The organism is Nonlabens sp., from assembly GCF_018401815.1.
Lineage (GTDB): Bacteria > Bacteroidota > Bacteroidia > Flavobacteriales > Flavobacteriaceae > Nonlabens.
The window spans coordinates 152,146-178,415 of the sequence record NZ_JAGYKG010000006.1; the positions used below are offsets into that span (position 1 = coordinate 152,146).

Annotated in this window: 26 protein-coding genes and 2 tRNA genes; 13 read left to right on the plus strand and 15 right to left on the minus strand. The window is 37.2% G+C overall.

Translation table 11 applies throughout. The features are described 5' to 3' along the window. Positions 1-10: 10 nt before the first annotated feature. Positions 11-673 carry an NAD(P)H-binding protein gene (locus KG732_RS11945; RefSeq protein ID WP_213524031.1) on the minus strand — a complete coding sequence of 221 codons (663 nt, stop codon included), beginning with the start codon at positions 671-673 and terminating at the stop codon, positions 11-13. A gap of 57 nt (positions 674-730) precedes the next feature. Here KG732_RS11945 and dinB point away from each other — a divergent pair, with 57 nt between their 5' ends. Then, entirely contained in the window at positions 731-1,822 is a 1,092-nt protein-coding gene (dinB, locus tag KG732_RS11950) for a DNA polymerase IV (protein WP_213524040.1), read from the plus strand. 75 nt (positions 1,823-1,897) lie between these two features. Here the strand turns inward: dinB and KG732_RS11955 are convergent, their stop codons facing one another. The 9 genes from KG732_RS11955 to KG732_RS11995 all read right to left on the minus strand — a co-directional run bounded on the left by KG732_RS11955 (position 1,898) and on the right by KG732_RS11995 (position 7,688). Next, a complete protein-coding gene (locus KG732_RS11955) occupies positions 1,898-2,308 on the minus strand; it encodes an integrase core domain-containing protein (protein ID WP_213524042.1) in 411 nt (136 codons plus the stop codon). After that, positions 2,286-2,609, minus strand: coding sequence for a hypothetical protein (locus tag KG732_RS11960; protein ID WP_213524044.1), 324 nt, complete (start codon positions 2,607-2,609; stop codon positions 2,286-2,288). The genes KG732_RS11955 and KG732_RS11960 overlap by 23 nt, the downstream gene beginning before the upstream one ends. 155 nt (positions 2,610-2,764) lie before the next feature. Next, positions 2,765-2,935, minus strand: coding sequence for a hypothetical protein (locus KG732_RS11965; RefSeq protein WP_213524051.1), 171 nt, complete (start codon positions 2,933-2,935; stop codon positions 2,765-2,767). Positions 2,936-2,958: 23 nt separating this feature from the next. Continuing rightward, entirely contained in the window at positions 2,959-3,198 is a 240-nt protein-coding gene (locus KG732_RS11970) for a transposase (protein WP_213524053.1), read from the minus strand. A gap of 104 nt (positions 3,199-3,302) precedes the next feature. Then, complete coding sequence (gene pyk, locus KG732_RS11975) at positions 3,303-4,733, minus strand: pyruvate kinase (protein WP_213524055.1); 1,431 nt, start codon at positions 4,731-4,733, stop codon at positions 3,303-3,305. Continuing rightward, positions 4,733-5,221 carry an IPExxxVDY family protein gene (locus KG732_RS11980; RefSeq protein ID WP_213524057.1) on the minus strand — a complete coding sequence of 163 codons (489 nt, stop codon included), beginning with the start codon at positions 5,219-5,221 and terminating at the stop codon, positions 4,733-4,735. Before KG732_RS11980 ends, pyk begins: the two co-directional genes overlap by 1 nt. 219 nt (positions 5,222-5,440) lie before the next feature. Continuing rightward, positions 5,441-6,175, minus strand: a complete 735-nt coding sequence (rnc, locus tag KG732_RS11985) for a ribonuclease III (RefSeq protein WP_213524059.1) — start codon at positions 6,173-6,175, stop codon at positions 5,441-5,443. A gap of 18 nt (positions 6,176-6,193) precedes the next feature. Then, on the minus strand, positions 6,194-7,441 hold the full coding sequence (gene fabF / locus KG732_RS11990) for a beta-ketoacyl-ACP synthase II (protein WP_213524061.1): 1,248 nt from the start codon (positions 7,439-7,441) through the stop codon (positions 6,194-6,196). A gap of 10 nt (positions 7,442-7,451) precedes the next feature. Continuing rightward, positions 7,452-7,688 (minus strand): acyl carrier protein, encoded by a 237-nt coding sequence (locus KG732_RS11995; protein ID WP_015361896.1) that lies wholly within the window; start codon positions 7,686-7,688, stop codon positions 7,452-7,454. A gap of 154 nt (positions 7,689-7,842) precedes the next feature. Here KG732_RS11995 and purN point away from each other — a divergent pair, with 154 nt between their 5' ends. The 6 genes from purN to murI all read left to right on the plus strand — a co-directional run bounded on the left by purN (position 7,843) and on the right by murI (position 12,420). Continuing rightward, positions 7,843-8,406 carry a phosphoribosylglycinamide formyltransferase gene (gene purN, locus KG732_RS12000; protein ID WP_213524069.1) on the plus strand — a complete coding sequence of 188 codons (564 nt, stop codon included), beginning with the start codon at positions 7,843-7,845 and terminating at the stop codon, positions 8,404-8,406. Next, positions 8,406-8,885 carry a ribonuclease HI gene (gene rnhA / locus KG732_RS12005; RefSeq protein WP_213524071.1) on the plus strand — a complete coding sequence of 160 codons (480 nt, stop codon included), beginning with the start codon at positions 8,406-8,408 and terminating at the stop codon, positions 8,883-8,885. Before purN ends, rnhA begins: the two co-directional genes overlap by 1 nt. A gap of 120 nt (positions 8,886-9,005) precedes the next feature. Then, positions 9,006-9,236, plus strand: coding sequence for a FeoA family protein (locus KG732_RS12010; RefSeq protein ID WP_213524073.1), 231 nt, complete (start codon positions 9,006-9,008; stop codon positions 9,234-9,236). After that, positions 9,229-11,349: a ferrous iron transport protein B gene (gene feoB / locus KG732_RS12015; protein WP_213524075.1), complete on the plus strand. Its 2,121-nt coding sequence runs from the start codon at positions 9,229-9,231 to the stop codon at positions 11,347-11,349. Before KG732_RS12010 ends, feoB begins: the two co-directional genes overlap by 8 nt. Beyond that, on the plus strand, positions 11,349-11,480 hold the full coding sequence (locus tag KG732_RS12020) for a FeoB-associated Cys-rich membrane protein (RefSeq protein ID WP_213524077.1): 132 nt from the start codon (positions 11,349-11,351) through the stop codon (positions 11,478-11,480). The genes feoB and KG732_RS12020 overlap by 1 nt, the downstream gene beginning before the upstream one ends. A gap of 154 nt (positions 11,481-11,634) precedes the next feature. Continuing rightward, entirely contained in the window at positions 11,635-12,420 is a 786-nt protein-coding gene (gene murI / locus KG732_RS12025; protein ID WP_213524079.1) for a glutamate racemase, read from the plus strand. Positions 12,421-12,603: 183 nt separating this feature from the next. Here the strand turns inward: murI and KG732_RS12030 are convergent, their stop codons facing one another. The 3 genes from KG732_RS12030 to KG732_RS12040 are packed head-to-tail and all read right to left on the minus strand — an operon-like array spanning position 12,604 to position 17,064. After that, complete coding sequence (locus tag KG732_RS12030) at positions 12,604-13,338, minus strand: LytTR family DNA-binding domain-containing protein (protein ID WP_213524081.1); 735 nt, start codon at positions 13,336-13,338, stop codon at positions 12,604-12,606. Between the two features lie 25 nt (positions 13,339-13,363). After that, a complete protein-coding gene (locus KG732_RS12035) occupies positions 13,364-14,695 on the minus strand; it encodes a hypothetical protein (protein WP_213524083.1) in 1,332 nt (443 codons plus the stop codon). A 29-nt stretch (positions 14,696-14,724) separates the two neighbouring features. Beyond that, complete coding sequence (locus KG732_RS12040) at positions 14,725-17,064, minus strand: histidine kinase (protein WP_213524085.1); 2,340 nt, start codon at positions 17,062-17,064, stop codon at positions 14,725-14,727. Positions 17,065-17,264: 200 nt separating this feature from the next. Between KG732_RS12040 and KG732_RS12045 the strand changes: the two genes are divergently transcribed. The 5 genes from KG732_RS12045 to KG732_RS12065 all read left to right on the plus strand — a co-directional run bounded on the left by KG732_RS12045 (position 17,265) and on the right by KG732_RS12065 (position 22,612). Beyond that, positions 17,265-18,296, plus strand: coding sequence for a hypothetical protein (locus KG732_RS12045; protein WP_213524087.1), 1,032 nt, complete (start codon positions 17,265-17,267; stop codon positions 18,294-18,296). A 116-nt stretch (positions 18,297-18,412) separates the two neighbouring features. Further along, positions 18,413-19,603: a vWA domain-containing protein gene (locus tag KG732_RS12050; protein ID WP_213524089.1), complete on the plus strand. Its 1,191-nt coding sequence runs from the start codon at positions 18,413-18,415 to the stop codon at positions 19,601-19,603. 129 nt (positions 19,604-19,732) lie between these two features. After that, positions 19,733-22,318: a DNA mismatch repair protein MutS gene (mutS, locus tag KG732_RS12055; RefSeq protein WP_213524157.1), complete on the plus strand. Its 2,586-nt coding sequence runs from the start codon at positions 19,733-19,735 to the stop codon at positions 22,316-22,318. Between the two features lie 79 nt (positions 22,319-22,397). Next, a tRNA-Gly gene (locus KG732_RS12060) sits at positions 22,398-22,469 on the plus strand. A 57-nt stretch (positions 22,470-22,526) separates the two neighbouring features. Then, a tRNA-Leu gene (locus KG732_RS12065) sits at positions 22,527-22,612 on the plus strand. 641 nt (positions 22,613-23,253) lie between these two features. Here KG732_RS12065 and KG732_RS12070 read toward each other — a convergent pair. Together KG732_RS12070 and KG732_RS12075 are read right to left on the minus strand one after the other, a co-directional pair. Then, positions 23,254-24,099, minus strand: coding sequence for an IS3 family transposase (locus KG732_RS12070; protein ID WP_213242716.1), 846 nt, complete (start codon positions 24,097-24,099; stop codon positions 23,254-23,256). Positions 24,100-24,124: 25 nt separating this feature from the next. Further along, positions 24,125-24,460: a transposase gene (locus tag KG732_RS12075; protein ID WP_300980450.1), complete on the minus strand. Its 336-nt coding sequence runs from the start codon at positions 24,458-24,460 to the stop codon at positions 24,125-24,127. A gap of 1,081 nt (positions 24,461-25,541) precedes the next feature. Between KG732_RS12075 and KG732_RS12080 the strand changes: the two genes are divergently transcribed. Then, positions 25,542-26,270 (plus strand): hypothetical protein, encoded by a 729-nt coding sequence (locus KG732_RS12080; RefSeq protein WP_213242717.1) that lies wholly within the window; start codon positions 25,542-25,544, stop codon positions 26,268-26,270.

Genomic DNA, 26,270 nt, shown 5'->3' on the forward strand with positions numbered 1-26,270 from the left:
AGCCTACAGCCTACAGCCTACTGCCTATTTCTACCAATTCATCACTTTCTATTCTATTCTTATCATAAGCGTTTATCGCTATATAAATCATAGCGCTCGCAATTGTTTCTGGTTCTATAGTCCTGTATTTTTTAAGAGCGCCGAACAATAATGGATCAATCAATTTTTGAAATTTTTTCCACGCACTTTCAAAGGGCCTTTTTTCATCTCGTTTGCCACCTATAAGTGCTGGTTGGACAAAATAGCTTTCCTCAAAACCTAAATCTTCTAAGTCTCGTTCCATTTCTCCTTTGCCGCGATTATAAGAGATGTTGCTATCAGGATTGGCACCTAAAGCAGAAATAGTGATGATTTTACGCACTGCATTTTCTTTAGCCACTCGTGCCACTCCGAGGGGCAAATCATGTTCGATTTTGTAGTATTCTTCTTTGTTTGGAGTTTTGGCCTTCGTGGTTCCCGTGCATATAAAAAGATGATCCCCTTTTAAAAATTCCTTATAGGTGGAGGGGTCAAATAAATCGGCTAGATGATTATGGTGTTTTGGGTGGTTGTTTTCGATCCGCTTTCGCGAAAGCGTAACTACCTTAGCATACCTTTTATCTTCTAACAGTTGCGAGAGTAAGATATTTCCTGTTAGGCCAGTTGCGCCTATAATTATAGCGGTAAATTCCATTGGTGGAAGTTTGTTAATAGTCAAGGTTATATTTCTTAAAGGTAGTAATTTTACGATATGCACGAACTGTCAGACAGGAAAATAATTCATGTAGATATGGATGCGTTTTATGCATCTGTAGAGCAACATGACAACCCAGACTTAAAAGGAAAACCTATTGCCGTAGGGGGAAGCAGTGATCGAGGTGTGGTTGCTGCAGCAAGTTATGAGGCACGTAAATATGGGGTGCGCAGTGCGATGCCTAGTGTGACGGCCAAAAGATTGTGCCCGGACCTTATTTTTGTAAAAAGCAGATTTGACCGCTACCGAGAGGTGTCAGCACAGATAAGAGAGATTTTTTATGACTATACGGACCTTGTAGAACCTTTATCCTTGGATGAAGCCTATCTGGACGTTACCGAAAACAAATATAATTTTCCCAGTGCGACGATTATTGCTTACGAGATCAGGAGGCGTATTTATGAAGTTACCGGAATTACAGCCAGTGCAGGGATATCTGTTAATAAATTTATCGCCAAAATAGCCAGCGATTACAACAAGCCTAACGGTCAGAAAACAATCGTTCCAGAAGAAATTATTCCGTTTTTAGAACAATTGGACATACGCAAGTTTCATGGAATAGGTAAAGTCACTGCTGAGAAGATGTATCAATTTGGTATTTTCACTGGTTTTGATTTAAAACAAAAATCGCAGGAGTTTCTAGCTGACAATTTTGGAAAGAGCGGTACTCATTATTATAAAATCGTAAGAGGCATGCATAAAAGTCCTGTAAAAGCCGACCGAATTAGAAAATCTCTTGGCGCAGAACGCACCTTCGATGAAAATATTTCTAGCGAGATTTTTATGAAGGAACGACTGATTCAGATTGCTGAAGAAATTGAAAAGCGTATTGCCAAATCAGATGTGGCGGGAAAAACGGTAACACTTAAGATTAAATTTCGCGATTTTAAAACTCAAACGCGCAGCAAGACACTGCCTTACTTTATACGAGACAAGGAGGCGATTCTAAATACTGCTATAGAACTTATGGAACAAGAGAGTTTTCGCGAAAGCGTGCGCTTATTAGGGATCACACTGAGTAATTTGAACACGGCAAAAGGGGAGGAGGAAGAAGACTTTGTTGAAGTGCAGTTGGGATTTGCGTTCTAATACCAATTTGTTTTAACACTACTTTTGTGTAGTCCTAAATAAACGATACAGATTATTAAAGATTAAATTTATTATTTAAATCTCATTGAAGCTAGCTTCAATGAGATTTTTTGATTTGTACTGTTTCATTTTAAGTTTATTCTGTTCGTGCATCTGCTGTGGTGTTAGCATATAGTTTGATAAATGTGGTCTTATATTATTGTAAATACCAACAGCTTCTTCTACCAGTCTTTTCTTTATTTCTAAAGATTTGACTTTTTTGCTAACATCAAACTCTTGTTTGAGTATTCCGTTCACTCGTTCTGCAACTGCGTTTTCGTACGGATCGTACTTTTCAGTCATACTAGGTTTAATAGCATGCTGTTTAAGTAGGTTCTGGTATTCATTAGAGCAATATTGTAATCCTCTATCAGAATGATGAATAAGTGGTTGATCTTTATACTTTCTATTATTCAAGGCCATTTCAAGAGGCTTGTAGTGTTCCATTAACAGAAAGACTTGCTGAGACATTATATCCTACGATTCTTTTTGAATAAGCATCAGTTATTAATGCTAGATAGGATGGGTTTTCTCTAGTCCCTAAATAAGTGATATCACTAACCCATACTTGTTCTGGTTTATTAATCACCATATTACAAACAACGTTTTTATGCTTTCTAAAGCGATGATGTGAGTCTGTGGTTATATGATAGGATCTCTTAGGTTTTATAAGCATATGATTTGCTCTGAGTATTCTAAATAATTTATCTCTTCCTACATTTATAGCAGAGAGTTTATCTTTCAACATATGATATAGCTTTCTAGTGCCTAGTTTAGGCATTATACTACGTATAGCCCTGACTAGCTCAATAACTTGTTGTGAGATATGTTGTTTTTGAGTTCTAGATTTAATGGCTCGATAATATACCTGTCTGTCCAGCCCAAGTAAGTTACAGGTGGAAACTATTGTTTCTTCTTGATCTTCTTTGAAGCGTTCAATAACTCGGGCGTGTAATTTTTCTGATAAGCGATGTCATATTCTTTCTCTGCCATATCAACTAGCATATCAAAGATGATTACCTTCTTATCAGCTCTTTCTGCAAGATGTTCAGCTCGAGCCTTTTGCTTTTCCAAAAGTTTGACTTTTGCCTCTAGTTCTATGATTCTTTGTTCTGGTGTTTTGCCATGGTCACAACGGATAGGTTCTCCCAATCAAAGGTACCATATTTTCTGAGCCATGTGGTAATCGTTGACCTGGCTTGAATGCCATACTTAAGGTGAGCAGACAACCTGTCTAATTGACCAGACTCAATTTCTTCGACTATTTGAAGCTTAAAAGAAAGCGAGTAGTCTTTTTGGGTTCTTTTTGCATAACCCTTCTTTACTGACTTGTTCATTACACTAAATTTTAGTGTATCGCTATTTTAGGACGGGACATTTTTAAAGCACAAAAAACCTTATCGATTTGATAAGGTTTTTTTATAAACTGTTGGTCTAAGTGTTACTCTACTTCAGAAACCCTTAAGGTATTTACCATTCCTTTATCAGTTACCGGCATCGCTGCTAGGTTGATTAGGAAGTCCCCTTTTTCTACAAATCCGTGGTCCTTAGCAAACTTGTTGACATCTTTAATAGTCTCGTCTGTACTTACAAATCGGTCGTAAAGGAATGCTCTAACACCCCAAAGCAAACTCAGTTGAGTCAGTATGCGATGGTTACTAGTAAAAGTAAGAATATGTGCAGCTGGTCTCCACGCACTGATCTGGAAGGCAGTGTATCCAGAATTGGTCATGGTAGTAATGGCTTTTGCATTAATCTCATCGGCCATTTTTGCGGCGTGATGGCATACTGATTTTGTAATGTATCTTTTTGTTTTTATGTGTGGAGCAGAGTGCGGTACTTTGATCAAGTCACTGTTTTCTACAGCCAAACAAATGCTAGTCATTTTTTCGATTACTTGCACTGGGTATTGACCTACAGAGGTCTCTCCAGAAAGCATTACCGCATCTGCTCCGTCCATGATGGAGTTGGCTACATCATTTACCTCTGCTCGTGTAGGAGTAAGGCTAGTGATCATAGTTTCCATCATTTGGGTAGCGATGATGACAGGAATGCGCGCTTTTTTTGCTTTAAGGACAAGTGTTTTTTGTATTAATGGAACTTCATGAGCTGGAATTTCTACCCCCAGGTCTCCACGAGCCACCATTAAGCCATCACAATAGGCTACTATTTTATCAATGTTTTCTACCGCCTCAGGCTTTTCAATTTTAGCAATAATTGGAATCTTATTTTCTGAGTGCTCTGCGATGAGTTCTTGTAATTCGATCAAATCACGACTGTGACGTACAAAAGACAGTGCCATCCAGTCTACTTGTAGTTTACAAGCAAATACAGCGTCCACGATGTCTTTTTCAGTAAGTGCAGGAAGTGAAATGTTTGTTTGGGGAAGATTCACCCCTTTTTTAGATCTCAAAGGTCCCCCTTGAATAACTTTAGTGACTACATCTTTTTCCCCATCAGTAGAAATAACTTCAAACATGAGCTTTCCGTCATCCAGTAGGATGCGTTCTCCAGGTTTTACATCTCTTGGGAAGTGCTCATAATTCATATAAACATGTTCTGCAGTTCCTTTAAAAGGAGTGCCTGTAGAGATGGTTATGATGTCACCAGGGTGCACAACTACCTCTTCTTTCATCACACCCACGCGTAATTTAGGACCTTGTAAGTCCCCTAGAATACCAGTGGCAAAACCGTGTTCTTTATTGATGTCGCGTATCATTTGCACGCGCTCTCTTACATCCTCATGGTCTGCATGAGAGAAGTTGATTCTAAATACGTTGACCCCTGCTTTCATCATGGCCAGTAATACTTCTTTAGTAGAAGTCGCTGGTCCTAGAGTGGCGACAATTTTAGTTTTTTTAGTGTTTGGCATTATTCAAATATTAAATAATCTTGTTGTTTAATTTTAAAAGTATCTACTGCATAGACACTTATTACTTGAGGAATCTCCCCGAGGGCATTTATTAATTTTTTAACTGGAAAAAAGTCGGGATCTTTTTCTATTTTGAGTAAAAAATCAACTGTTCCATATTCTTTAATTAAAAGGGTTTTCACTTGCGTCTCTTTTTCATGATCAAATAAACCTAAGGATATCTTTTCTTGATTTGAAACACCCCAATATTTATTTGGAATTAGATAAAAAGGAGCATTTTGTTCTTTGTCAAAATGTTTATATACGGGATAATTTGCAGTATATGCTTGCTGCAAGATATCTTGATCTATTTTTGTCCTTGAAAAGCCTAATTCTAGGTGCTTATTGATTAGATAAGCCATTCTGTAGGGCTCTGATGTAGCATGTATAGCGATAAGTACATAGGGCTCTTCTTCTAATTCCCAATCTGTTAATTTGTGAACGGCCATCTGCTATCTTTTTAACCTTGCTAATTTAAGAAGACTAGAGACAAATTTACTGTGTCATAGGTTGAAATAAGGGTAAAATATTACGAAAACGATAGTAGCTTGTTGTTTATGATAACGAAGTGCAATGAGATATGGCCGTTAGGTTATTATAGGATAAAAAAAGGGAGCTAAGAATCAGCGTTTTTATTTATAAACAGCATATAGATATTGTTGTGCGTTTTAAAATTTGTCTTGAAGGGCAAAAAAAGCTCTTTTGCTGGCTTTTTCTTCTGCTTTTTTCTTAGAAGTAGCCCTGGCTTTGGCAATGACCCGTTGGTCAATGCTAAGTTTTACCGCAAAATGTCTAATTTCATCGGCACCTGTATCTTCATAGGTGTTGTATTCAAATTTTTTCTTGTGTTTTTGGCACCATTCTATAAGAAGGCTTTTATAAGAGATCACTTTTCCTTCTAGTTTTTCAATATCTACATAAGGTTCAATCACTTTTTTACAAATAAACTTTTTACAGGCAGCGTAACCTCGATCGAGATAAACGGCCCCCACAACCGCCTCAAATAAATTACCGTGAATATTTGCTCCAAAATTGCGAGTAGGCACTTGAGTTTGGGCGTATTTAATTAAACCAAAATCTAAACCTAATTCGTTGAGGTGTTCCCGACTTACTATTTTAGAACGCATTTTAGTCAAATAGCCTTCATCACCACTGGGCACCTTATTATAAATGTATTCTGCTATTACGGCACCTAAAATAGCATCCCCGAGAAACTCTAAACGCTCATAACTTTGTGCAAACCCTTTTAGTGTTTTTAACCCCATCGATTTATGAGTAAAAGCGGTTTCATAAATAGAAACATCCTTCACTTTTAAACCAGTGATTTTTTTTATGGCATTAGATAAAGCTTCGTTAGTGTTGTTATTACTTCGAGACTTAAATATGTTACGAATTCTATTCATACGAATGGAAAGACCTGTTTAGATCTTTCTGAAAGCAAGGCAACAGTTATGACCGCCAAAGCCGAAAGTATTACTCAATGCAACGTTGACTTCTCTTCTTTCAGGCTGGTTCAATACAAGTCTTAAGGAAGGATCAATATTTTCGTCTATAGTGGTGTGGTTGATTGTAGGAGGGATAATGCCTTCTATTATAGCCATTACACTAGCAATAGACTCTATCGCACCCGCAGCACCTAGAAGGTGACCTGTCATGGATTTGGTAGAATTGATACTTATGTTAGGAGTATGATCACCAAAAACGGCTTTAATCGCTTTTAACTCGGCAACGTCACCTAGCGGTGTAGAAGTTCCATGAGTATTGATGTGATCTACATCTTCAGGATTGATTCCTGCGTTTTGTAGTGTGTTTTTCATTACTGCAATAACTCCGCGGCCTTCAGGATCTGGAGCAGTAATGTGGTATGCATCACTAGAAAAACCACCACCTATAACTTCTGCATAGATTTTGGCTCCACGAGCTTTTGCATATTCATAATCTTCTAGTACCAAAGCTCCAGCGCCTTCCCCCAACACAAAACCATCTCTGTGAGCATCAAAAGGGCGACTTGCTGTCTCTGGACTTTCATTGCGAGTAGAAAGCGCATGCATGGCATTAAAACCACCCATTCCTGCTTGAGCAACAGCAGCTTCAGAACCACCAGTTACAATAACATCACAATGTCCTAATTTGATATAGTTAACCGCATCCAACATCGCATTGGCACTTGATGCACAAGCAGATACGGTGGTGTAGTTAGGTCCCATAAATCCATATTTAATAGAAATATGAGCCGGAGCTATATCAGCAATCATTTTTGGTATAAAGAAAGGATTGAAACGCGGTACGCCGTTACCAGCTGCAAACGCTTTAACTTCTTCCTGAAAAGTTTCTAGACCGCCTATTCCAGCACCCCAGATAACACCGACTCTATATTTATCTATAGAGTCGATATCTAATCCAGAGTCAGCTATAGCCTCATCGCCTGCAACCAGTGCATACTGGGCAAATCGATCCATGCGTCTAGCTTCCTTGCGGTCTATAAAATCAGTCACATTAAAGTTCTTGATTTCACAAGCGAATTTTGTCTTGAAATGTTCCGTATCGAAATAAGTGATAGGAGCACAACCGCTCTTACCTGCTTTTAATGCCTCCCAATACTCCTGTAGGTTATTCCCTATTGGAGTAAGGGCACCCATTCCTGTAATGACAACTCGCTTTAATTCCATGTAATTTAAATTACGCTTTTGCTTCTTCGATGTATGAAACAGCTTGACCTACAGTAGCGATGTTTTCAGCTTGGTCGTCTGGGATCTGGATATCAAATTCTTTTTCAAATTCCATGATCAACTCAACTGTATCGAGTGAATCTGCGCCTAAGTCGTTAGTGAAGCTTGCTTCTGTTACAACTTCATTTTCGTCAACACCTAATTTGTCTACGATAATCGCTTTTACTCTTGATGCAATGTCTGACATAATAATCTAATTTTAATTTTAAATGAACTGCAAAAATAACAAACTTTGGGTTAAAACCATCTTTTAGCTAATTGAGTTAACTTGCAATTTCATTTATTTTATTTTTACCACCTCATTCAGCCTTGATTACACAACAAGTTTTTCCAAGAGATATATGAAGAAAATAGTCATTTTAGCAAGCGGTAATGGTACTAATGCTCAATCAATTATAGATCATTTTAAAGAGTCTGAAACCGTAGAAGTTTCCTTGGTTTTATCTAATAATCCACAAGCTTTTGTATTGGAACGAGCAAGTAAAGCTGGAGTTCCTGCTATATGTTTTAACAGATTTGCTTTCGCGAAAGCGGAACAAGTACAAAAACTTTTAAAGGCAGAACATCCTGATTTAATCGTTTTAGCAGGTTTTTTGTGGAAAATCCCAAGTTTTTTAATTCAAGACCATCCCAATAAAATTATTAATATTCATCCAGCATTATTACCTGATTATGGTGGAAAAGGCATGTATGGAATGAATGTGCATCGAGCAATTATTGAAAATAAAGAGAGAGAAAGTGGTATTACCATACATTATGTAAATGAAAATTATGATGAAGGCACTATTATTCAACAAGCTACTTGTCCTATTAGCGCTACCGATACAGCTGAAGATCTCGCTGCAAAAATTCATCTTTTAGAGCAAGAGCATTTTGCTACAACCATAGAAGAATTGCTTCAATAATGGAAGAAGTACACATTTATACAGACGGTTCTTCGCGCGGTAATCCAGGTCCTGGGGGGTATGGAATTGTAATGATAGCCGTAGGACAGAATTTTAAAAAAGAATTTTCTCAAGGCTATCGCAAGACGACTAATAACCGCATGGAACTTCTTGCTGTTATTGAAGCACTTGAAAAAATTAAAAAGGATAACGTAAAAATTACCGTTTTTACAGACAGTCGTTATGTGAGCGATGCCGTAAATAAAAACTGGATCACTGGTTGGATCAAACGCAAGTGGAAAAACGTTAAAAATCCAGATCTATGGAAACGTTTTTTAAAAGCCTACAATCGCACACAACCAAAAATGCAATGGGTAAAAGGTCATGACGACCACCCAATTAATGAACGTTGTGATGCGCTAGCGGTCAATGCAGCTATGAATACCTCCAGTCATCTGGTAGATGAAGGCTTTGAGGCTGGAGACAAGGGGTTGTTTTGATTGTTGTATGATCGTTAATTAAAGCAGCTTTTTTATTATTAAGTTTCTTTAACAACATAAATTTTACCAAACCATCACCATGCACTACTTTTGCTTATTCAAATTAATTCTAAATAAGCATTGAGTACTACTATAGCAGACTTAAAAAGAGGAGAAACGGCTATCATTAAGCAATTTGATGAGATCGATGTGCCGTTAAAGTTACTAGAAATGGGTTGTTTGCCAGGTAATCGGGTTACCATGATGCAGTCTGCACCATTCAAAGATCCTATTTATCTAGATATTAATGGAACTCACCTGGCGATTAGAAGAGAAACAGCAGTCAAAATTAGGGTAGAACTCGATGGGTAAATCAATTAATGTATCGCTAATAGGGAATCCTAATACAGGAAAAACCTCTCTATTCAATAGACTTACCGGTCTCAACCAGCAGGTAGGGAACTATCCTGGAATTACCGTAGAGAAAAAAGAAGGTTTATGTAAACTAGACCGAGGTCTTAAAGCGCATATTCTAGACCTTCCTGGAACTTATAGTTTGAATACCACATCAATAGATGAAAGTATCGTGGTAGAGACTTTGCTTAATAGGAATTCTAAGGATTTTCCAGATGTTGCTGTTGTGGTTTCCGATATCGAAAACCTCAAGAGAAATTTGCTGGTATTTACCCAGATTAAAGATTTAGAAATCCCTACCATACTGGTCATCAATATGGCCGATCGCATGAAGCGCAAAGCGATCTCTTTAGACATAGACCTGATGCAGAAAGAGCTCAATACGACTGTAATTCTAGTGAGTGCACGCAAAAATCAAGGGATTCAAGAGCTTAAAGAGGCTATAGCCAACTATAAAAAGCTGACCTCTGAACCATGTCTTAACGCATCGGCAATTGATTCCGAATATTTTGATAACCTCAAGAAAACCTATCCCAATCAGCTGGTTTATAAATTATGGCTGGTGATTACACAAGACGTCAATTTTGGAAAGCTAGACCGCAACCGGGATATGGAAGACTTAAAGAAGCATAAGTTTGACATCAAATCAGAGTCAGATTTGAAGAAAATGCAACACAAAGAAACAGTGGTGCGTTATCAGTTTATCAATGGCTTGCTTAAAAAAGTACTCACTGTCGATACAGCAAATGCAAAAGATATAAGAACACGACTCGATCGCGTTTTGTTGCATAAGGTCTGGGGGTACTTAATTTTCTTTCTCGTTCTTCTACTTATTTTCCAAGCGATTTACGACTGGAGCACGTATCCTATGGACTGGATCGATGGAGCTTTTGCCAGCATGAGTTCTTTGGCAAATAATTTTTTCCCCGCAGGACCCTTAACAGACTTGTTGGCCGAAGGGATTATACCCGGCTTGGGAGGTATCGTTATATTTATACCACAAATTGCATTTCTATTTCTTTTTATCGCCATTCTAGAAGAAAGTGGTTATATGAGTCGTGTGGTATTTCTCATGGATCATATCATGAAGAGATTTGGCTTAAGTGGTAAGAGTGTGGTGCCATTAGTCTCTGGAACAGCTTGTGCTATTCCAGCAGTTATGGCTACTAGAAATATAGAAGATTGGAAAGAGCGATTGATAACCATATTGGTTGTACCATTCACGACATGTTCGGCGAGATTACCTGTTTATCTAATTATTATATCCCTAGTAATTCCTGATGAACGCATTTTAGGAGGCGCTTTTAATATGCAAGGGCTGACTTTGATGTTATTGTATTTATTAGGTTTTGTTGCTGCCATAGTTTCAGCTTGGGTGCTTAACAAGATACTGCCTATTAATCGCAAATCCTTTTTTGTTATGGAAATGCCGGCGTATAAATTACCCATGTTTAAGAATGTAGTGATAACGGTTATTGAAAAAACCAAAAGCTTTGTAGTAGGAGCTGGTAAGATCATTATGGCTATTTCTATAGTTTTATGGATATTGGCCAGTTATGGATTAGGAGAAGAGTTTAACAATGCCGAGGCCATTGTCAAAGAACAATATGCAAATCAAAACTTGACTGCAGACGAAATGGATCAAAAGATCGCTTCTCACGAGTTGGAGTACAGTTTTATAGGCTACATAGGCAAAGGCATTGAGCCTGCTGTAAGGCCATTAGGGTACGACTGGAAAATAGGTATTGCAATAGTAAGTTCTTTTGCAGCGAGAGAGGTTTTTGTAGGAACGCTGGCAACTATTTACAGTGTAGAAAGCGATGGAGAGGAAGAACAAACCATTAAGAAACGCATGGCTGCAGAGACGAATCCGATTCTAGGTGGGCCATTATTTAATTTTGCCAGTGGTATTTCCTTGTTGTTATTCTATGCTTTTGCTATGCAATGTATGAGTACACTGGCCATTGTAAAACGAGAAACCAATAGCTGGAAATGGCCAGCGATTCAATTTTTATTCATGACCGCAGCAGCATATTTTGCTGCATTGGGCGCATTTCAAATATTGAAGTAATGTATATAGCACAAACGATCATCGTTATTCTTATTGCTGTTGCAGCAGTGATTTGGCTTTTGAGAAAATCATTGTTTCCCAAAAAATTCCATTCCTCTGATTGCGGTGACGGAGATTGTGGCTGTCATTAAGACTGTTTTTTCGCTTTCGCGAAAGCCTTCTTAAAGCCATCTGCTAGCTCAGGGAACATTTAATTATTACTCATGGAGCATCCTTATGAGCACAACTAAATACCTTGCAATTAATATGTTATAATTCAACGTATTTTCTCTTATTTTTACATCTATGAACGGCAATCCAATAGGTTTTTTTGACTCTGGTGTGGGAGGAACAAGTGTATGGAAGGAAGTAATTGAATTATTACCTCACGAAAACACCATCTACCTGGCCGACTCCAAACATGCGCCTTACGGTCGTAAATCTAAGGAGGAGATCATCAAGCTCTGTATTAAAAACACCGAGTTTTTAATAAGCCAAAACTGCAAACTTATCGCAGTTCCTTGCAACACAGCCACTACCAATGCTATTTCTTATTTACGCGCTCATTTCGACCTGCCTTTTATAGGGATTGAGCCGGCCATAAAACCTGCAGCCCTTAAAAGTGACACTAAAAAAATAGGTATTCTGGCTACTAAAGGAACCCTGTCGAGCAAACTTTTTATGGACACCCAAAAAGAATTTACGCAACATGTCAATACGATTGAAGTAGTAGGAACTGGAATCGTAGAGTTGATAGAAGCAGGTAAAAAAGACAGTGAAGAGATGCGGGATCTTCTCGTAAGTATTACAGAACCCTTCATGATTTCCGGAATCGACTATTTGGTTTTAGGATGCAGTCATTACCCTTACGTCAAAGAAATACTTCAAGAACTTCTTCCTACGCAAGTGCGTATCATTGATTCTGGAGCCGCAGTGGCACTACAGACAGCACATATTTTAAAATCAGAAAATTTATTGAATCCAACGCATCAAGCTGGAAAACACTTGCTGTATTCTAATCTACAAATAGAAACTCTAGATTATTTAACTAAAGAAATAGCAAATAGAGAGGTGTGCTTATTGGATTTTTAAATTTAGTTCTATCCACATTTAATAAGCCAATAAGCATTCTTATTGATAATTTATGATTTCTTAAAGCATCAAAAGCTTGTTTTTCAAGTGCATCTAGGAGTTTAGTTTACAAAAGGAGAGGAATGCATAGCTAGACAATTTGGAACTTGAGGAAAATTAATCGGAAAGAGGAAACTGTTGGACCTAACTAAAAAACTCGAACAAATCCAGCTTTTTACTCGGACTTACAGGAAGCTCTACGGTTCCCAGTATTACACTACCCCCTTTGCCTTTTTTATAAGCAGTAACATGAGACACATTGATCAGATGAGATTTATGAATACGGGCAAAACCTTTATCAGACAGCATGTCGTCAAAGTGTTTTAAGGTTTTTGAAACCAGTTTTTTGTCATTTTCCAGATAGATATGCGTGTAATTATCGTCTGCACTGCAATAAATGATGTCTTTTATAAGCAGTACTTCAAAACCTTCTTGGGTAGGAATGGTGATTTTATCAGTAAGCTGTGAATTGTTTTGTTCTTTGATGCTGAGGTCCACATTCACTTCGTTTTCACGTTCTTTGATCGCCCTAACTAGTTCTGTTGCCTTAATCAGTTCATCGATTTCAATAGGCTTAGTAAGGTAATAAGCTGCTTGCTGATTCAGCGCATCTTTGGCATACTGATCGTAAGCGGTGACAAAAACAGTTTCAAAAGTACGATTGGGCAACTTATCCAGTAAATCAAATGCAGTTCCGTATGGCATTTCTACATCTAGAAATACCAAATCGACCTCTGTTTTTTGAAGCAATTCAAAAGCCTCTTCTACATTAGTTGCTTCGTGAAGGACTTCCACTTGCGAACAGTATTTGGATATATAGTTCCTTAAGATGTCTCTCGATATCTGCTCGTCTTCTACTATGATAGCGGTTAGTTTCATGGTTTTAATTTTTGTAGATTACTTTTTATAACTGGTTATTCATGTCAATAATATCAAAAACCAGCTCTAAAGTCAGTGGCTTCTCCTTTATCTGAGAGGAGTATTCCTGTTGTGACAAAGAATTAGATTTCATTTCTTCTTTTAATTCTTGATCGGTCATCCCAGAAAAAGAAGGCCTGTTATTGTACAATCGCATCATTCTTTGTCGGTATTCAAAAACAAAGAAATCTCTTTTATTGCGAGCTAGCGCATTGTTAATACTTTCAAAGGCTCGTCTAACATTTCCGTCAAATTCATAATCAAAAATGGCTTTTAAATAGTAATACGGATAGTGGAAATCTGTGCTAGTTGCAAAACTTTTTGACTTTTCAACCTTTTCTAAAGATGTTTGAGCGATCTTTATGGCTGCTGTTTTATCTTCTTTAGAAAGGCCGTCATAATAGGCTTTTCTTAAATGAACTATGGTATTTATAAAATGCCATAGTTCGTTCTTATTTTGAAGTGCTTTAAAACGATCCCATAAGTCACCATCTATTTCTTGTGTTTGACCTATAGGAGAGCCGACAAATAAGTACAATTGCTCTAGAAATAATTCATCATTCTCTAGCTCTGATGTGGTATGAACTCTTGCAAGCATTTGATATACTTCACTATAATTTTCAAAATTATAAGTGTTAGTGACAGGATCGCGTGTCGTATAGGCACTCAAAGAATGGAGAACCTTATGTGCTTTTTTAAATTCACCTTCTGAAATATAAAAATCAACCAGTTCATAAACCCTCTGAAAAAAAACTACTCGCTGTCCTAGAATATATCCTTTAGAAAATTCTTTTAATTGTTGCGTAGTTCCTTCAACAGCACTTTTGTAATTTACAAACTGTCTAAAAACACTGGCTTCTAGTGTTGTTTTTTTGGTGATTGCTGCTTTCTCAGTGATCGTAAGCTGTTGCGAATTAAAAGCCAGCCCTTTTTTGTGATTCAAAACTCGTAAAATTTTTTCATCAACCAACTTTCTACTATGAGGTTTCTCACGCAGTATTTGTATGTAATCTTCAATTGCTCCTTGATAATCCGTATGCTCAAAAAGTCTAAAATCACCTCTTAGTACATAAAGTTCTTCCTTAGTAAAATCTACATCTGTACTATCGTTTTCTAAAAGATGATTCACATAGGAAAATGTGGCTTTATGATTTTTTGCCCTTCTTTTTTCGTGAACGTCAAGATAAGTTTGTAGTCTTAATTTTTCTTCTTTAAAGCGAGTCACATCTGGATATGCTTTTATAGAGTCTTGCATACGTTCCAAACCTTTTTGAGCAGACACAACAGGGTCTGGTTGCGCAGAAACACTTAAAACCATGAATAATATGAAAATCTGAACGCATCTCATTAGGTTTTCTGGATGCTCACCACAACCTCAGTCCCCACATCAGGAATTAATCCAGCATCTTTTACTTCCAAATGTATCTTACAATCGTGCAACTCGTTCAACAGCGCCACACGGTTGTTGATATTGCCCAACCCTTTAGAGTCTCGTTTCTTTTGATGTGCTGTTTTTATGGCCTTGGATTTTTCTCGACCGATTCCATTATCGGTGATGGTGACTGTAATTCCTTGTTCCGCTTTCGAGCTGCGTGCTGAGCCTGTCGAAGTAAAAGCAACATTTAAAAAGCCTTTTTCTTTTTTGTAACGCAATCCATGCCACACCGCATTTTCTATGATAGGTTGCAGCAACATAGGTGGCACTTGCATTTTGGTATTTTTTAAAGAAGGGTCGATCTCTAAAGTAAAGTCAAATTTATCTTTAAAACGTTCGTGCTCCAGCTTTAAATACAAGCCTAAAAGATCGATTTCTTTTTCTAGCGGTATAAAGTCCAGCTCGCTATTTTCTAAAACACTACGCATCAATTTAGAGAAGTCTGCCAGGTATTTGTTGGCCGCACGCTCGTCATTTTGTGCGATATAGTTATTGACAGAATTGAGTGCATTAAAAATAAAATGCGGGTTCATCTGACTGCGCAATGATTTTAATGCGAGTAAATGGTTGTTGATTTTTTGCTGCTTGTTGTTGCGGTACATAACATATGCCAGCGTGAGCAGCAACAGGCTCAAGCCAACAAGCGAATAAATGATCCAGCGCTGCCGTTGGTTCATTTGCTGTGTAAGTTCGCGCTCGGTATTGATCAGGGCAATTTTATTCTCGGTAAGTTCGCGATCTTTTTCTAGGGTTAGGATCCTGGTCTGTTTAGAAACCAATTCTTTGGTTTTTCTAGAGCTTTCTTCTAATTCATGTTCTTTTTCTAGATACAAGGCATCGACCGTATTGATATACAATTCATTATAAGCCAGTGCTGTTTTAGTATTTCCCGCTTTTTTATTGAGTTCATACAGACTTTTTGCAGCGTCCTTTTTTACTTCTAGGTCATTATTCTTTATTGCTTCGTCCAGACTGGATTCATAATAGGTGATCGCCTCTTTAATTTTGTTTTGAGACTCTAAAGCTTCGGCAATGTTGAGTTGTTCTTTTTGCTTGGACAAGCGAGGTATTCCATTTGAAGGGGAAGGCTCATAAGCAGGTTTTATAGCTCTTTCTTCCATGACATCCTCGGCTATAGCCACCTCGTTTAAAACACCTGCTTTATTGGTATTTTTTTGTGGTGCTTTGGCTTCGTCGCTTTTAATTTCATCCAGAATTTCAATATTATTCTTACGCAAGGCAATTTCCTTATCAAACTGAGAGTTGCTGCGGTAAAAGTCGGCTGTTTGTGATTGGGCAACAACATTAGCCGTACGGCCTTCTTTTTTAGATTCTTGAATGGCTCTATTGTAATAGGCCTCTGCTTTATCTACTTGACCTATTTCATTTAACAGCGCAGCAATTTTTGAATTGATGGAAGTTACTTGTATGTTTAAACTGGCGTTTTGGGCCAGTTGTAATGCTTGTTGGTACGTTTGCAAGGCCTTCTCGCTATCATTTGTTTTTGCATAAGCAGCAGCGAGACCTGTCAGCCTTTTTATTTTTAAAGTAGAAGAAGCTCCAGAGCTTAGGTTCTTTTTTGATCTATTAGTGCCGTAAACATCAGCAGCTAAGTAAGCGGCAATGGCTTCTTGATAATTGCCATTGAGACGCAGCATATCTGCTTTTTTTATGACAAGAGCAAGGCTGCTTTTGAGCTCTTCTGCCTGCGTATAATTAGCAATGGCTAGATCGTATTGTTTATTAAAACTATAGAGGTCGCCTAGTTTTTCATAAGCGGCACTTTCTTGAGTTTTGCTAAGTGATTTAGGGTTGTTAGATAACGCGGCAATAAGGAAGTCGGCTGATTTTTGTGCGTCTTTTTTCAGAAAGATTTGTGCGCTATCCATAGCCACTTGGTAAGGGACGCTGCTGCGGTTTTTTTGATCTTGCTTGTCACTTTGTACGCGTATTTCTATGCGTTCATTACTTGTTATACGATAATAAACAGTTTCAAAATTCAGACCTTTAATAACGATTTCTTCTCCCATATTTGCGGGTAAACTAAAGGTACCGCGAGCATCTGTAGTGGTATAACGGCCCATTTTCCCCTCTATATTCACTCCAGAAATAGGTACTCCACTTTCACTCAAAACACGTCCCTGCAGTACCATATTGGTCTCTGCAGTTCGAGGCGTTGCAAATTCCTTGTTTTGTGCCACTGCTATTTGAAAAGTAAAAAGCAGGAATAATAAAGTGATAATGTGTTTCATCAGGCTGTAAACTTAGTCATAAAAAAATATATGATTTCTTTGAAAAGCCATCTTTAGGTAGTTATAGAAGGTGTTTTGAACGCTTTCGCGAAAGCGAACTCGTCAAGAATAGCATTACACTCATTCAAAGGCTGTTTTCACTCATTGGTTCTATGTAACGGTTTTTTATACCAATAGATTTGATGCAAAATCAATAGAAAATGAAACAGATCACCACCTTTATTCTCCTATTTGCCGTACTTGGTATGAATGCGCAACACATGGGTAATTTTAATAACATGGCTGAAGACATGAGTATTTCTAGAGCAAATATTGTAAGCAGCATGGGCAATGGCGCTGCTTTTGGAAATCCGTATGCTCCACAATACACTGCGCCTCAACCCAGTAATATGCTCCATATCAATTTACGATCGCTTTACAATGTTGAGGCCACCGATTATACCGCCGTATTTAATATCGTTCAAGTAGGTAAAACTGCCGAAGAAACCACCCAATTGATAAACGATAAAATCGACCTGATCAAAGAAGAGTTGCGTGGCCAAGGTTTTGAAGGGCAGTTTGCCCTGGACATGATTTCTTTTGTACCTCAATACGAGATTGAAGTCACTAAAAAGCTGTTTTCCAAAACCTATACCGAAGTTCCCGTAGGCTTTGAACTACAGCAAAACTTATTGATCAGTTATAGAAAAGACAGCGATTTTCAAAATATCCTAACTGCCTGTGGAAAAGCTGAGGTGTACAACCTGGTAAAAGTTGATTACTATGTAAAAAACCTAGAAGCAATTTATGAAGACCTTCAAAACAAATTGCTTGCTGAGGTAACAAAAAAGAAAGCCTATTATGAAAAATTAGGCTTTGACATGAGTAATTACAACGTCATGATGGGCGATAAAAAATATTACTACACGCCTAAAGATTTTTATAAAAGCTACCTCGCTGCCGAAAATATAAGTATGGAGGCTCTTAAAAATCAAAAAAGTGTGACCACCGTGCGAAAACCTACATCTTATTACTACGACCCTATTCCCTACAACGGGTATGACGTAGTCGTAAATGCATCGATTACAATGCCGGTTATCCAATTAGGAATGGATTTGAGTTTGCAGTACACCCTCAAACCTGTGGAGAAAAAACCAGAGCCACAACCAGAGCCTGTAAAAACACCTAACCCTAAAGTCTATGTAGTAAGTCCGAGTGGACCTATTGATATTAAAGAACTACCTAATAATTAAGGGGAGCAAAATCAAAAATAAAATCAAAATCAAAATCAAATCCAAAAACCCTTTCTCTGGTCCTGAAGGGGAGGTTTTTAAGAGGAGAACGGAAATAAAAACAAAATTTAAATATTATGAAAAATCTAAAAACAATTGCTTTTACATTAAGTGTTACCGCATTAATGGCCTGCAAAGGCACTGCGGCTGAAAACGGAGTAGAAATCGCAACAAACGGGATAGAGATTCCACAAACTACTGCTGCGATGGCAACAGTGGTGGAAGAGCCGGCAACCATACAAATCGCCTTACTTCTAGACACCAGTAATAGTATGGATGGGCTGATTGATCAGGCCAAAACCCAACTTTGGGACGTGGTCAACAAAATGTCTGGGGCGCATTGCAACGAGCAACAAGCCTTATTAGAAATTGCACTTTATGAGTACGGTAACAGCAGGTTACATTCAGAAGAAGGTTTTGTGCGTCAAGTACTCTCTTTCTCTACCGACTTGGACTTGATCAGCAAAGAGCTATTTAGCTTAAGGACCAATGGTGGAGAAGAGTATTGCGGGACTGTAATTGGAACCTCTTTAAAGCAATTGGAGTGGAAAAAAGGGAAAAACGATCTTAAAATGATTTTTATAGCTGGGAATGAAGGTTTTAATCAAGGTACGGTGCCTTTTTCTTCGAGTATTGCTCAGGCTATAGAAAAAGACGTGGTGGTCAACACCATTTTTTGTGGAGACTGGAATACGGGAGCACAGTTGCAATGGAAAGAAGGCGCCACTTTAGGAAAAGGACAATACATGAACTTGGATCACAACCAGAAATCTGCCTACGTCGCTACTCCTTATGACGATCAGATTTTGAATTACAACCATTTGCTTAACGATACGTATATTGCTTTCGGCCGTCAGGGGTATGAAAATAAAGCCGTACAAATGCATATGGACGAAGCGGTTCAGGAGGTGTCTGCTCAAGCCAATGTGAAGCGTACCTTAGCAAAATCTTCTGCAAATTATCGCAATTCCAGTTGGGACTTGGTTGATGCTTTAGATGATGAAGACATGAAGGGAAAAGTGCTTACGGAGGAGAATATAAAGACCTTACCAGACAGCATTCGCACTAAAAGTAAGAAGGAGATTGCCGCTTTCGCGAAAGCGAAAAAACAAGAGCGCACCTCCATACAAAACAAGATCAAAGAACTCAACCAAAAAAGAGATCAATACATCACGACACAATCACTCACCGAGACCAATGGATTAGAGTCGGCTATGTTTAAGGCAATCAAAAAGCAATCGGTCTCCAAAAACTTCCAATGGGAATAGTGATAAGTAGGTATTCACTGTTGAAAAATGTTGAGTAGTTTTAGATTGATCACAGTGGCTAAATCGTATTTTTGATATTCCTATAAAAGCATCAATTTGGCCACTAATTCAAATAAGGTAACTCCTTTAATGCAGCAATATAATAAGATCAAGACCAAGTATCCTGATGCCTTATTGTTATTTAGAGTGGGCGATTTTTATGAAACCTTTGGAGAAGATGCTATTAAAACAGCTCGTATTCTCAATATTGTATTGACCAGCCGTAACAATGGTGGTGATCATGTAGAACTAGCTGGATTCCCCCATCATTCCATAAACACTTACTTGCCTAAGCTGGTAAAAGCAGGGGAACGAGTTGCTATTTGTGATCAATTAGAGGATCCTAAACAGACTAAAAACATTGTAAAACGAGGGGTAACCGAGTTGATTACTCCAGGAGTTTCTCTCAACGATGAGGTGCTGAGTTCTAAAACAAATAATTTTCTTGCCGCACTTTCTGTCAACAGGAATTTATATGGAGTGGCTTTTTTAGATATTTCGACAGGGGAGTTTTTAGTTTCTCAAGGCTCAAAAGAAGAAGTGGATAAGTTATTGCAAAATTTTGATCCTAGCGAGCTTTTAGTAACTCGTAGCGATAAAAAAACACTGGCAAAAGAATTTCCATATGATTTACCATTCTTTCATTTAGAGGATTGGGTATTTCAAATCGACTTTGCCACGAAGTCACTTCTCAAACATTTTAAAGTGAATTCTTTAAAAGGCTTTGGAGTAGAAAAGTTGGATCAGGCGCTTATATCGGCGGGTTCGATTTTGTATTATCTAGAAGAAACTCAACACGATAAGTTGGATCACGTTTCAAATATTTCTCGTATTGAAGACGACAATTTTGTATGGATGGACCGTTTTACGGTACGCAACTTAGAATTATACACCCCGTTAAGTCAAGGTGCGGTAACCCTAATTGACGTTATCGATCAGACCACTACAGCAATGGGTGGGCGCATGCTCAAACGGTGGATGGCATTTCCATTAAAAGATGCCGCGCAAATCAACAAGCGTCATGATATCGTTGAGTTTTTTACAAAATCCCAAGAACAACAGCAAGAAATCAGGTCCTACCTAAAACGTATGAGCGATTTGGAGCGACTGATTTCAAAAGTTGCCGTAGGTAAAATTTGCCCTAGAGAAGTTGTACAGCTTAAAAACAGTTTAGAGGCTATAATTCCTATAAAAGAAAAAGTGCTAGCCTCAGGTAACAAAGCGCTTCATTTAATAGGAGATAGTTTGAATCCTTGTACTCACTTAATAGAGTTGTTCAAACAAGCTATTGATGAGCATGCCCCTGTAAATATTTTAAAAGGGAATACCATTGCTCCTGGATATCATTCAGAATTGGATGAGTTAAGAGGCCTAGCAACTTCAGGAAAGGATTACCTGGATAAGATGCTTGCCAGACACGCCGAAGAAACGGGCATCAGCAGTTTGAAGATTTCTAGTAATAATGTATTCGGCTATTATATAGAAGTACGCAATACACATAAAGATAAAGTTCCAGCAGCATGGACGAGAAAGCAAACCTTGGTCAATGCAGAGCGGTACATCACCGAAGAGCTTAAAGAATATGAAGGCAAAATATTAGGTGCCGAGGACCGCATCCATGCCTTACAACAAGAGCTTTTTGATAAAATTGTTCGGGAGATCATGCCTTCTATTACCACCATTCAGAATAATTCTCAGTTAATAGGGCAATTGGACTGTTTGATTTCTTTTGCTTCCCATGCGGTGACGTCCAATTACACCAGGCCAGAATTATTAGGTACCGACGAGTTAATCATTAAAAACGGTCGACATCCTGTGATAGAAAAAATGCTTCCAGCAGACTTGCCTTACATTCCTAACGATGTACAGCTGGATAGAGACAGCCAGCAAATCATCATGATTACGGGTCCTAACATGAGTGGTAAAAGCGCCATTTTAAGACAGACGGCGTTGATTGTTCTATTGGCGCAAATAGGAAGTTTTGTTCCTGCCGAAGAGGTGAAAATGGGAGTTGTAGATAAAATATTTACCAGAGTAGGAGCCAGTGACAACATATCTCAAGGAGAATCTACTTTTATGACAGAGATGAATGAAAGTGCGAGTATCTTGAATAATATCAGTGAGAAAAGTTTGGTGCTGCTTGATGAGATAGGCCGCGGGACAAGTACTTATGACGGTATTTCCATCGCATGGGCCATCACCGAATATTTACACGAGCATCCTGCTAGTCCCAAAACCTTATTTGCTACTCATTATCACGAGCTCAATGACATGACGTCTCAATTGGAACGCATTAAAAATTTTAATGTAGAAGTGAAGGAATTAAAAGATAAAGTGCTCTTTATGCGCAAATTAGTTCCTGGGGGTAGTCATCACAGTTTTGGAATTCATGTGGCTAAAATGGCAGGAATGCCACAGCAAGTGATCTCAAAAGCAAATAAAATACTTAAACGGCTTGAAAAGACGCACAAACAAGAAGATTCTAAAGAAGCTATGAAAGCCATTCAGGAAGAAGAAATGCAATTGAGTTTTTTTAATCTAGACGATCCCTTGTTAGAAACTATCAAACAAGAAATTTTACAGGTAGACATAAATACCTTAACGCCAGTAGAGGCTTTGATGAAATTAAACGAGATCAAACGCATGCTGGTAAAAAAAGAGAAAGCAAGTTCATAATTTTTCATTTTTTCCTTTGCAGTATAAGGAAAGTTGTTAAATTTGCAACCGCTTTAAAAAGTAGATGTTTTTTAAATTTGCGAAAGTAGCTCAGGGGTAGAGCATCACCTTGCCAAGGTGGAGGTCGCGGGTTCAAATCCCGTCTTTCGCTCTAAAGTTTGTTATTAAATAAGTTTTATATTACCAATGATGTGTCGCTGACACAATCGCTCGAGTGGTGGAATTGGTAGACACGTTGGACTTAAAATCCAATGGGTAGTAATGCCCGTACGGGTTCAAGTCCCGTCTCGAGTACTAAAGACTCTTCTTAACTGAAGAGTCTTTTTTATTTATGAAAAATACAATCATCTCAACTAAAGGGACGCAGTGTTTACTGCCGAGCTTGCCTCGGCACCCGTCTCGAGTACTAAAGACTCTTCTTAACTGAAGAGTCTTTTTTATTTATGATAAATACAATCATCTCAACTAAAGGGACGCAGTGTTTACTGCCGAGCTTGCCTCTGTGCCGGTCTCGAGTATTGATAAACTATGTAACTATCCTGTTATGAGCCTTATTTATTTATCATATATCGCATTTCCCCCGCATAATCACTGTAATTAATAAAAATCACTTAATTAAATACTTACTTGTTCGGGTTTTTAGCATATGAAAATGTACGATTAATGCACGGTGAAGTTATACTTATCTAGTTATGTAATTATAATTTGCTCAAATTTGTTACTCGAAAACATCTTTTATGGTAATTCCTGCCTTCTCAAAAAAAGGATAAAGATTCGTTATCCTTTTTAAAAAAGCTTATTGAACAATTTGAAAGCAAGAATCCTATCGATTTGAGTATAGGCATCAAAAGTTATTTTTTTCAAATCAGAGTTATGTTACATGGGTGTTTTGACCCCTATAAAACAAGAGTAATTTTTTAAATTTCGATTATTAATTAAGCGGTTAATTTTTTCATTATAATAAAATGCTTATCTGCATTCCATTTTTCCATTGGTGTTATGCGTCCCAACATGCCGTGAAGCCTTCTATTGTTATAAAATTTCACGTAACGTTTTAGTATTTGCGCTATTTCGCCAAAGTATTGATAATCGAACCTTCTAAAGACTTCTTTTTTTAATATTCCGTGATAGGCTTCAATATGTGCATTCTCCTCTGGTGTTGCAATGTGTGTAAACTCTTGCTGTACTCCAATCAGACCTAAATATTCACGCACTCTTTTTGCTATAAATTGGCTGCCATTATCAATTCTAATGATCACATTATCAGGATATTCATAGTCTTCAAACAACTCAGACAATAGTTCTATTACATTGTTTTGTTTAATATTAAAAGAGAAATAGTCTTTTAATATTCTACGTGTGTGAACGTCAATGATAGAGAGCAAATAAGCATTCTTACCTACACTTGGTATCCAAACCATCTTTATATCCATCTCTAAGCACTCTAAAGGTCTAGAGGTATTAACTTTTCTAAACTTTACAAACTTTCGTCCAGAACCACTTCTGTCTATTCTATTGTCAAGCTTTAATAAGCCTTCTTCCTTCATAATCCTATAGAGCTTTTTATGGTTGATAGTGTAACCATCTATAGTTAAATAACTAGTCATTAATCGGTATCCGCAATCTATAAATTCGTGCTCTAGAATCTTCTTTACGGAAGCTATGACGGTATCTTGGGATACAAAGCCTTCTGTGTTATGAAAGGTTTGTTTAGATGGTTTATTTCCTTTTTTCCCGTTGCTTGGTACTCTGTAATAGCTACTCGGTACGATGCCAACCATTTTTATAACCTGGGTTTTACTACACTTATGCTTCCTGCAAGTGACATTTACTAAATTTTTCTTGGATCTGACGTCCCAAACTTTTTTTTAAAAGTTCTCGCTGCACCTCAAGTTCGATTTCTCTATCACTGAGTAATTTTCGCAATACACGATTTTCTTCCTCTGCTTCTTTAAGCTCCTTGCTTTTAGTATCATAAGTAACCTTTAAGCCAGCTTCTCCCTTGTGCTCAAACTTCTTCTTCCAACTATAAAAAGTACCAGTACTAACGCTGTACTTACGACAGGTTTCTACAGTGCCAATTTCCTCTGAAGCAGAGAGTATCTCTAACTTCTCTTTTAAAGTCCATTTCTTGTATTTCATATCTCAAATATATTAGTTTTGAAATTTAAAATATCACTCCGAACTTATTAGGGGCTAAACTATTAGCCATCAGTATAAACCAAAAAAGTGATGCTTTAAGATTGATACCTTACAAGACCAATGTTTGCAACCAATTTGTAGTTTTTACAACGAATTGAAATTCGATTATTACCAGAAATTAAATGGAATTAGGAATTTACTAGTAAAAATAGGGCAGGGAAAAAATAATCATGGTCGGTGATAATTATTTCAATAAATATCGGGATAGATGTATTAAAAAACTAGGTAAAATTAGGTAACACAACTTAGTTTTCTTATTAATCTAAAGTTAAACATAGGTTTATTACTTTATTTATTATGTTAAAATATAACAATACCATAAACACCAATGACTAAGTATTTTTTTATGCCTACTATAAGGGGTAATAATAAAATAAAAAAGTAACCAAATTTATAAACTGAAATCCCAATTGAATTTTCTAAAAAATAAAGTTGTAAAAGAATATTTTTCTGCCATAGGCCAAGAATTTTTAAACCAAAAAGACATTAATAATGATAAAAATATAAGTGATTTTAGCTAATGCAATGGGAATTGTACTTGCATTTAAAGGACGAATCAAATACAGACTTTTATCCGTGATAGAAATGGGGAAGTCGCGCAGGTAGCATTGAATTTAAAGAGTTACAATCGAGCTAAAAAAAGAAACCATAACAATGAGTTTTTTAGATACATAAAGACAAAGAAAAATGGAAGCTAACGAGCAAGAGGAGAAATCCAGTTGTTAATTACTAAGACAACAATGTATGGAAATAGTTAGATGTCGTCAATAGTCTTAGAATTATAGTAAGTATGATGAGTACCTCACAAACTATGCAGCAGTAAACATCTAAATAGTTAAGACTAAATCCTTTTTCATTTATTGTACTAATTACTAGGGTTTGGAATTGAGATACGGAATTGGTTAGCAGTTAGTTTGCACTAAGAATATGAAATGGACTAGTGTTATCTGCCAAATTTTTTTTTAATTTTTACAATAAATAACAAGAATAATAAATTGAATCATAACTATTTATTTTTAAGATGATGTACAACGAACAATTAGAAAAATTGATTGAGATGGCCCTTATGGACGGAGAGCTCACTGAAAAAGAAAAGCAAATTCTTTTCAAAAAAGCAGAATCATTTGGTGTTGACCTCGATGAGTTTGAAATGGTTTTGGAAGCAAAACTTTATGAAAAACAACAATCAATGCAACAAAGCACCCAGGCAACAGCTGCTCCAAAATCAGACAAATTTGGTGATGTGAAAAAATGTCCCGCATGTGGGGCAATAGTTCAATCATTTCAAACAAAATGTGCTGATTGTGGTCATGAATTTAGCAATATTGAAGCTAATGCCTCAATTGACAAACTCTTTAAAATGTTAAATGATGCGGAGGACATGAGAAAAGAAGATTTGGATACAAGTAATCCATTGAAGGCAATGGGTAGTTTTTATGCAAAATCATTTTCAGGAATGACAGGCCCTGGGAAAATTGATAAAAAGAAAATGGAAATTATTTCAAATTTTCCAATCCCTACAACTAAGAATGACATTCTTGAATTTTTATCCTTAGCTATACCTAAAGCCAAGCAAATCGGTAACTTTTTAACCAAAAATAACCTAGAAAACAAGGCCCATAATGAATTTGCACAGGTATGGAAAACTAAATGCGAACAAATAATTATGAAAGCTAAATTTTCAATGAGAGAAGATAAAAAAGCTCTTGAAGAAATTCTGCAATACGCTAATGAAATTGGCATTAAGTAA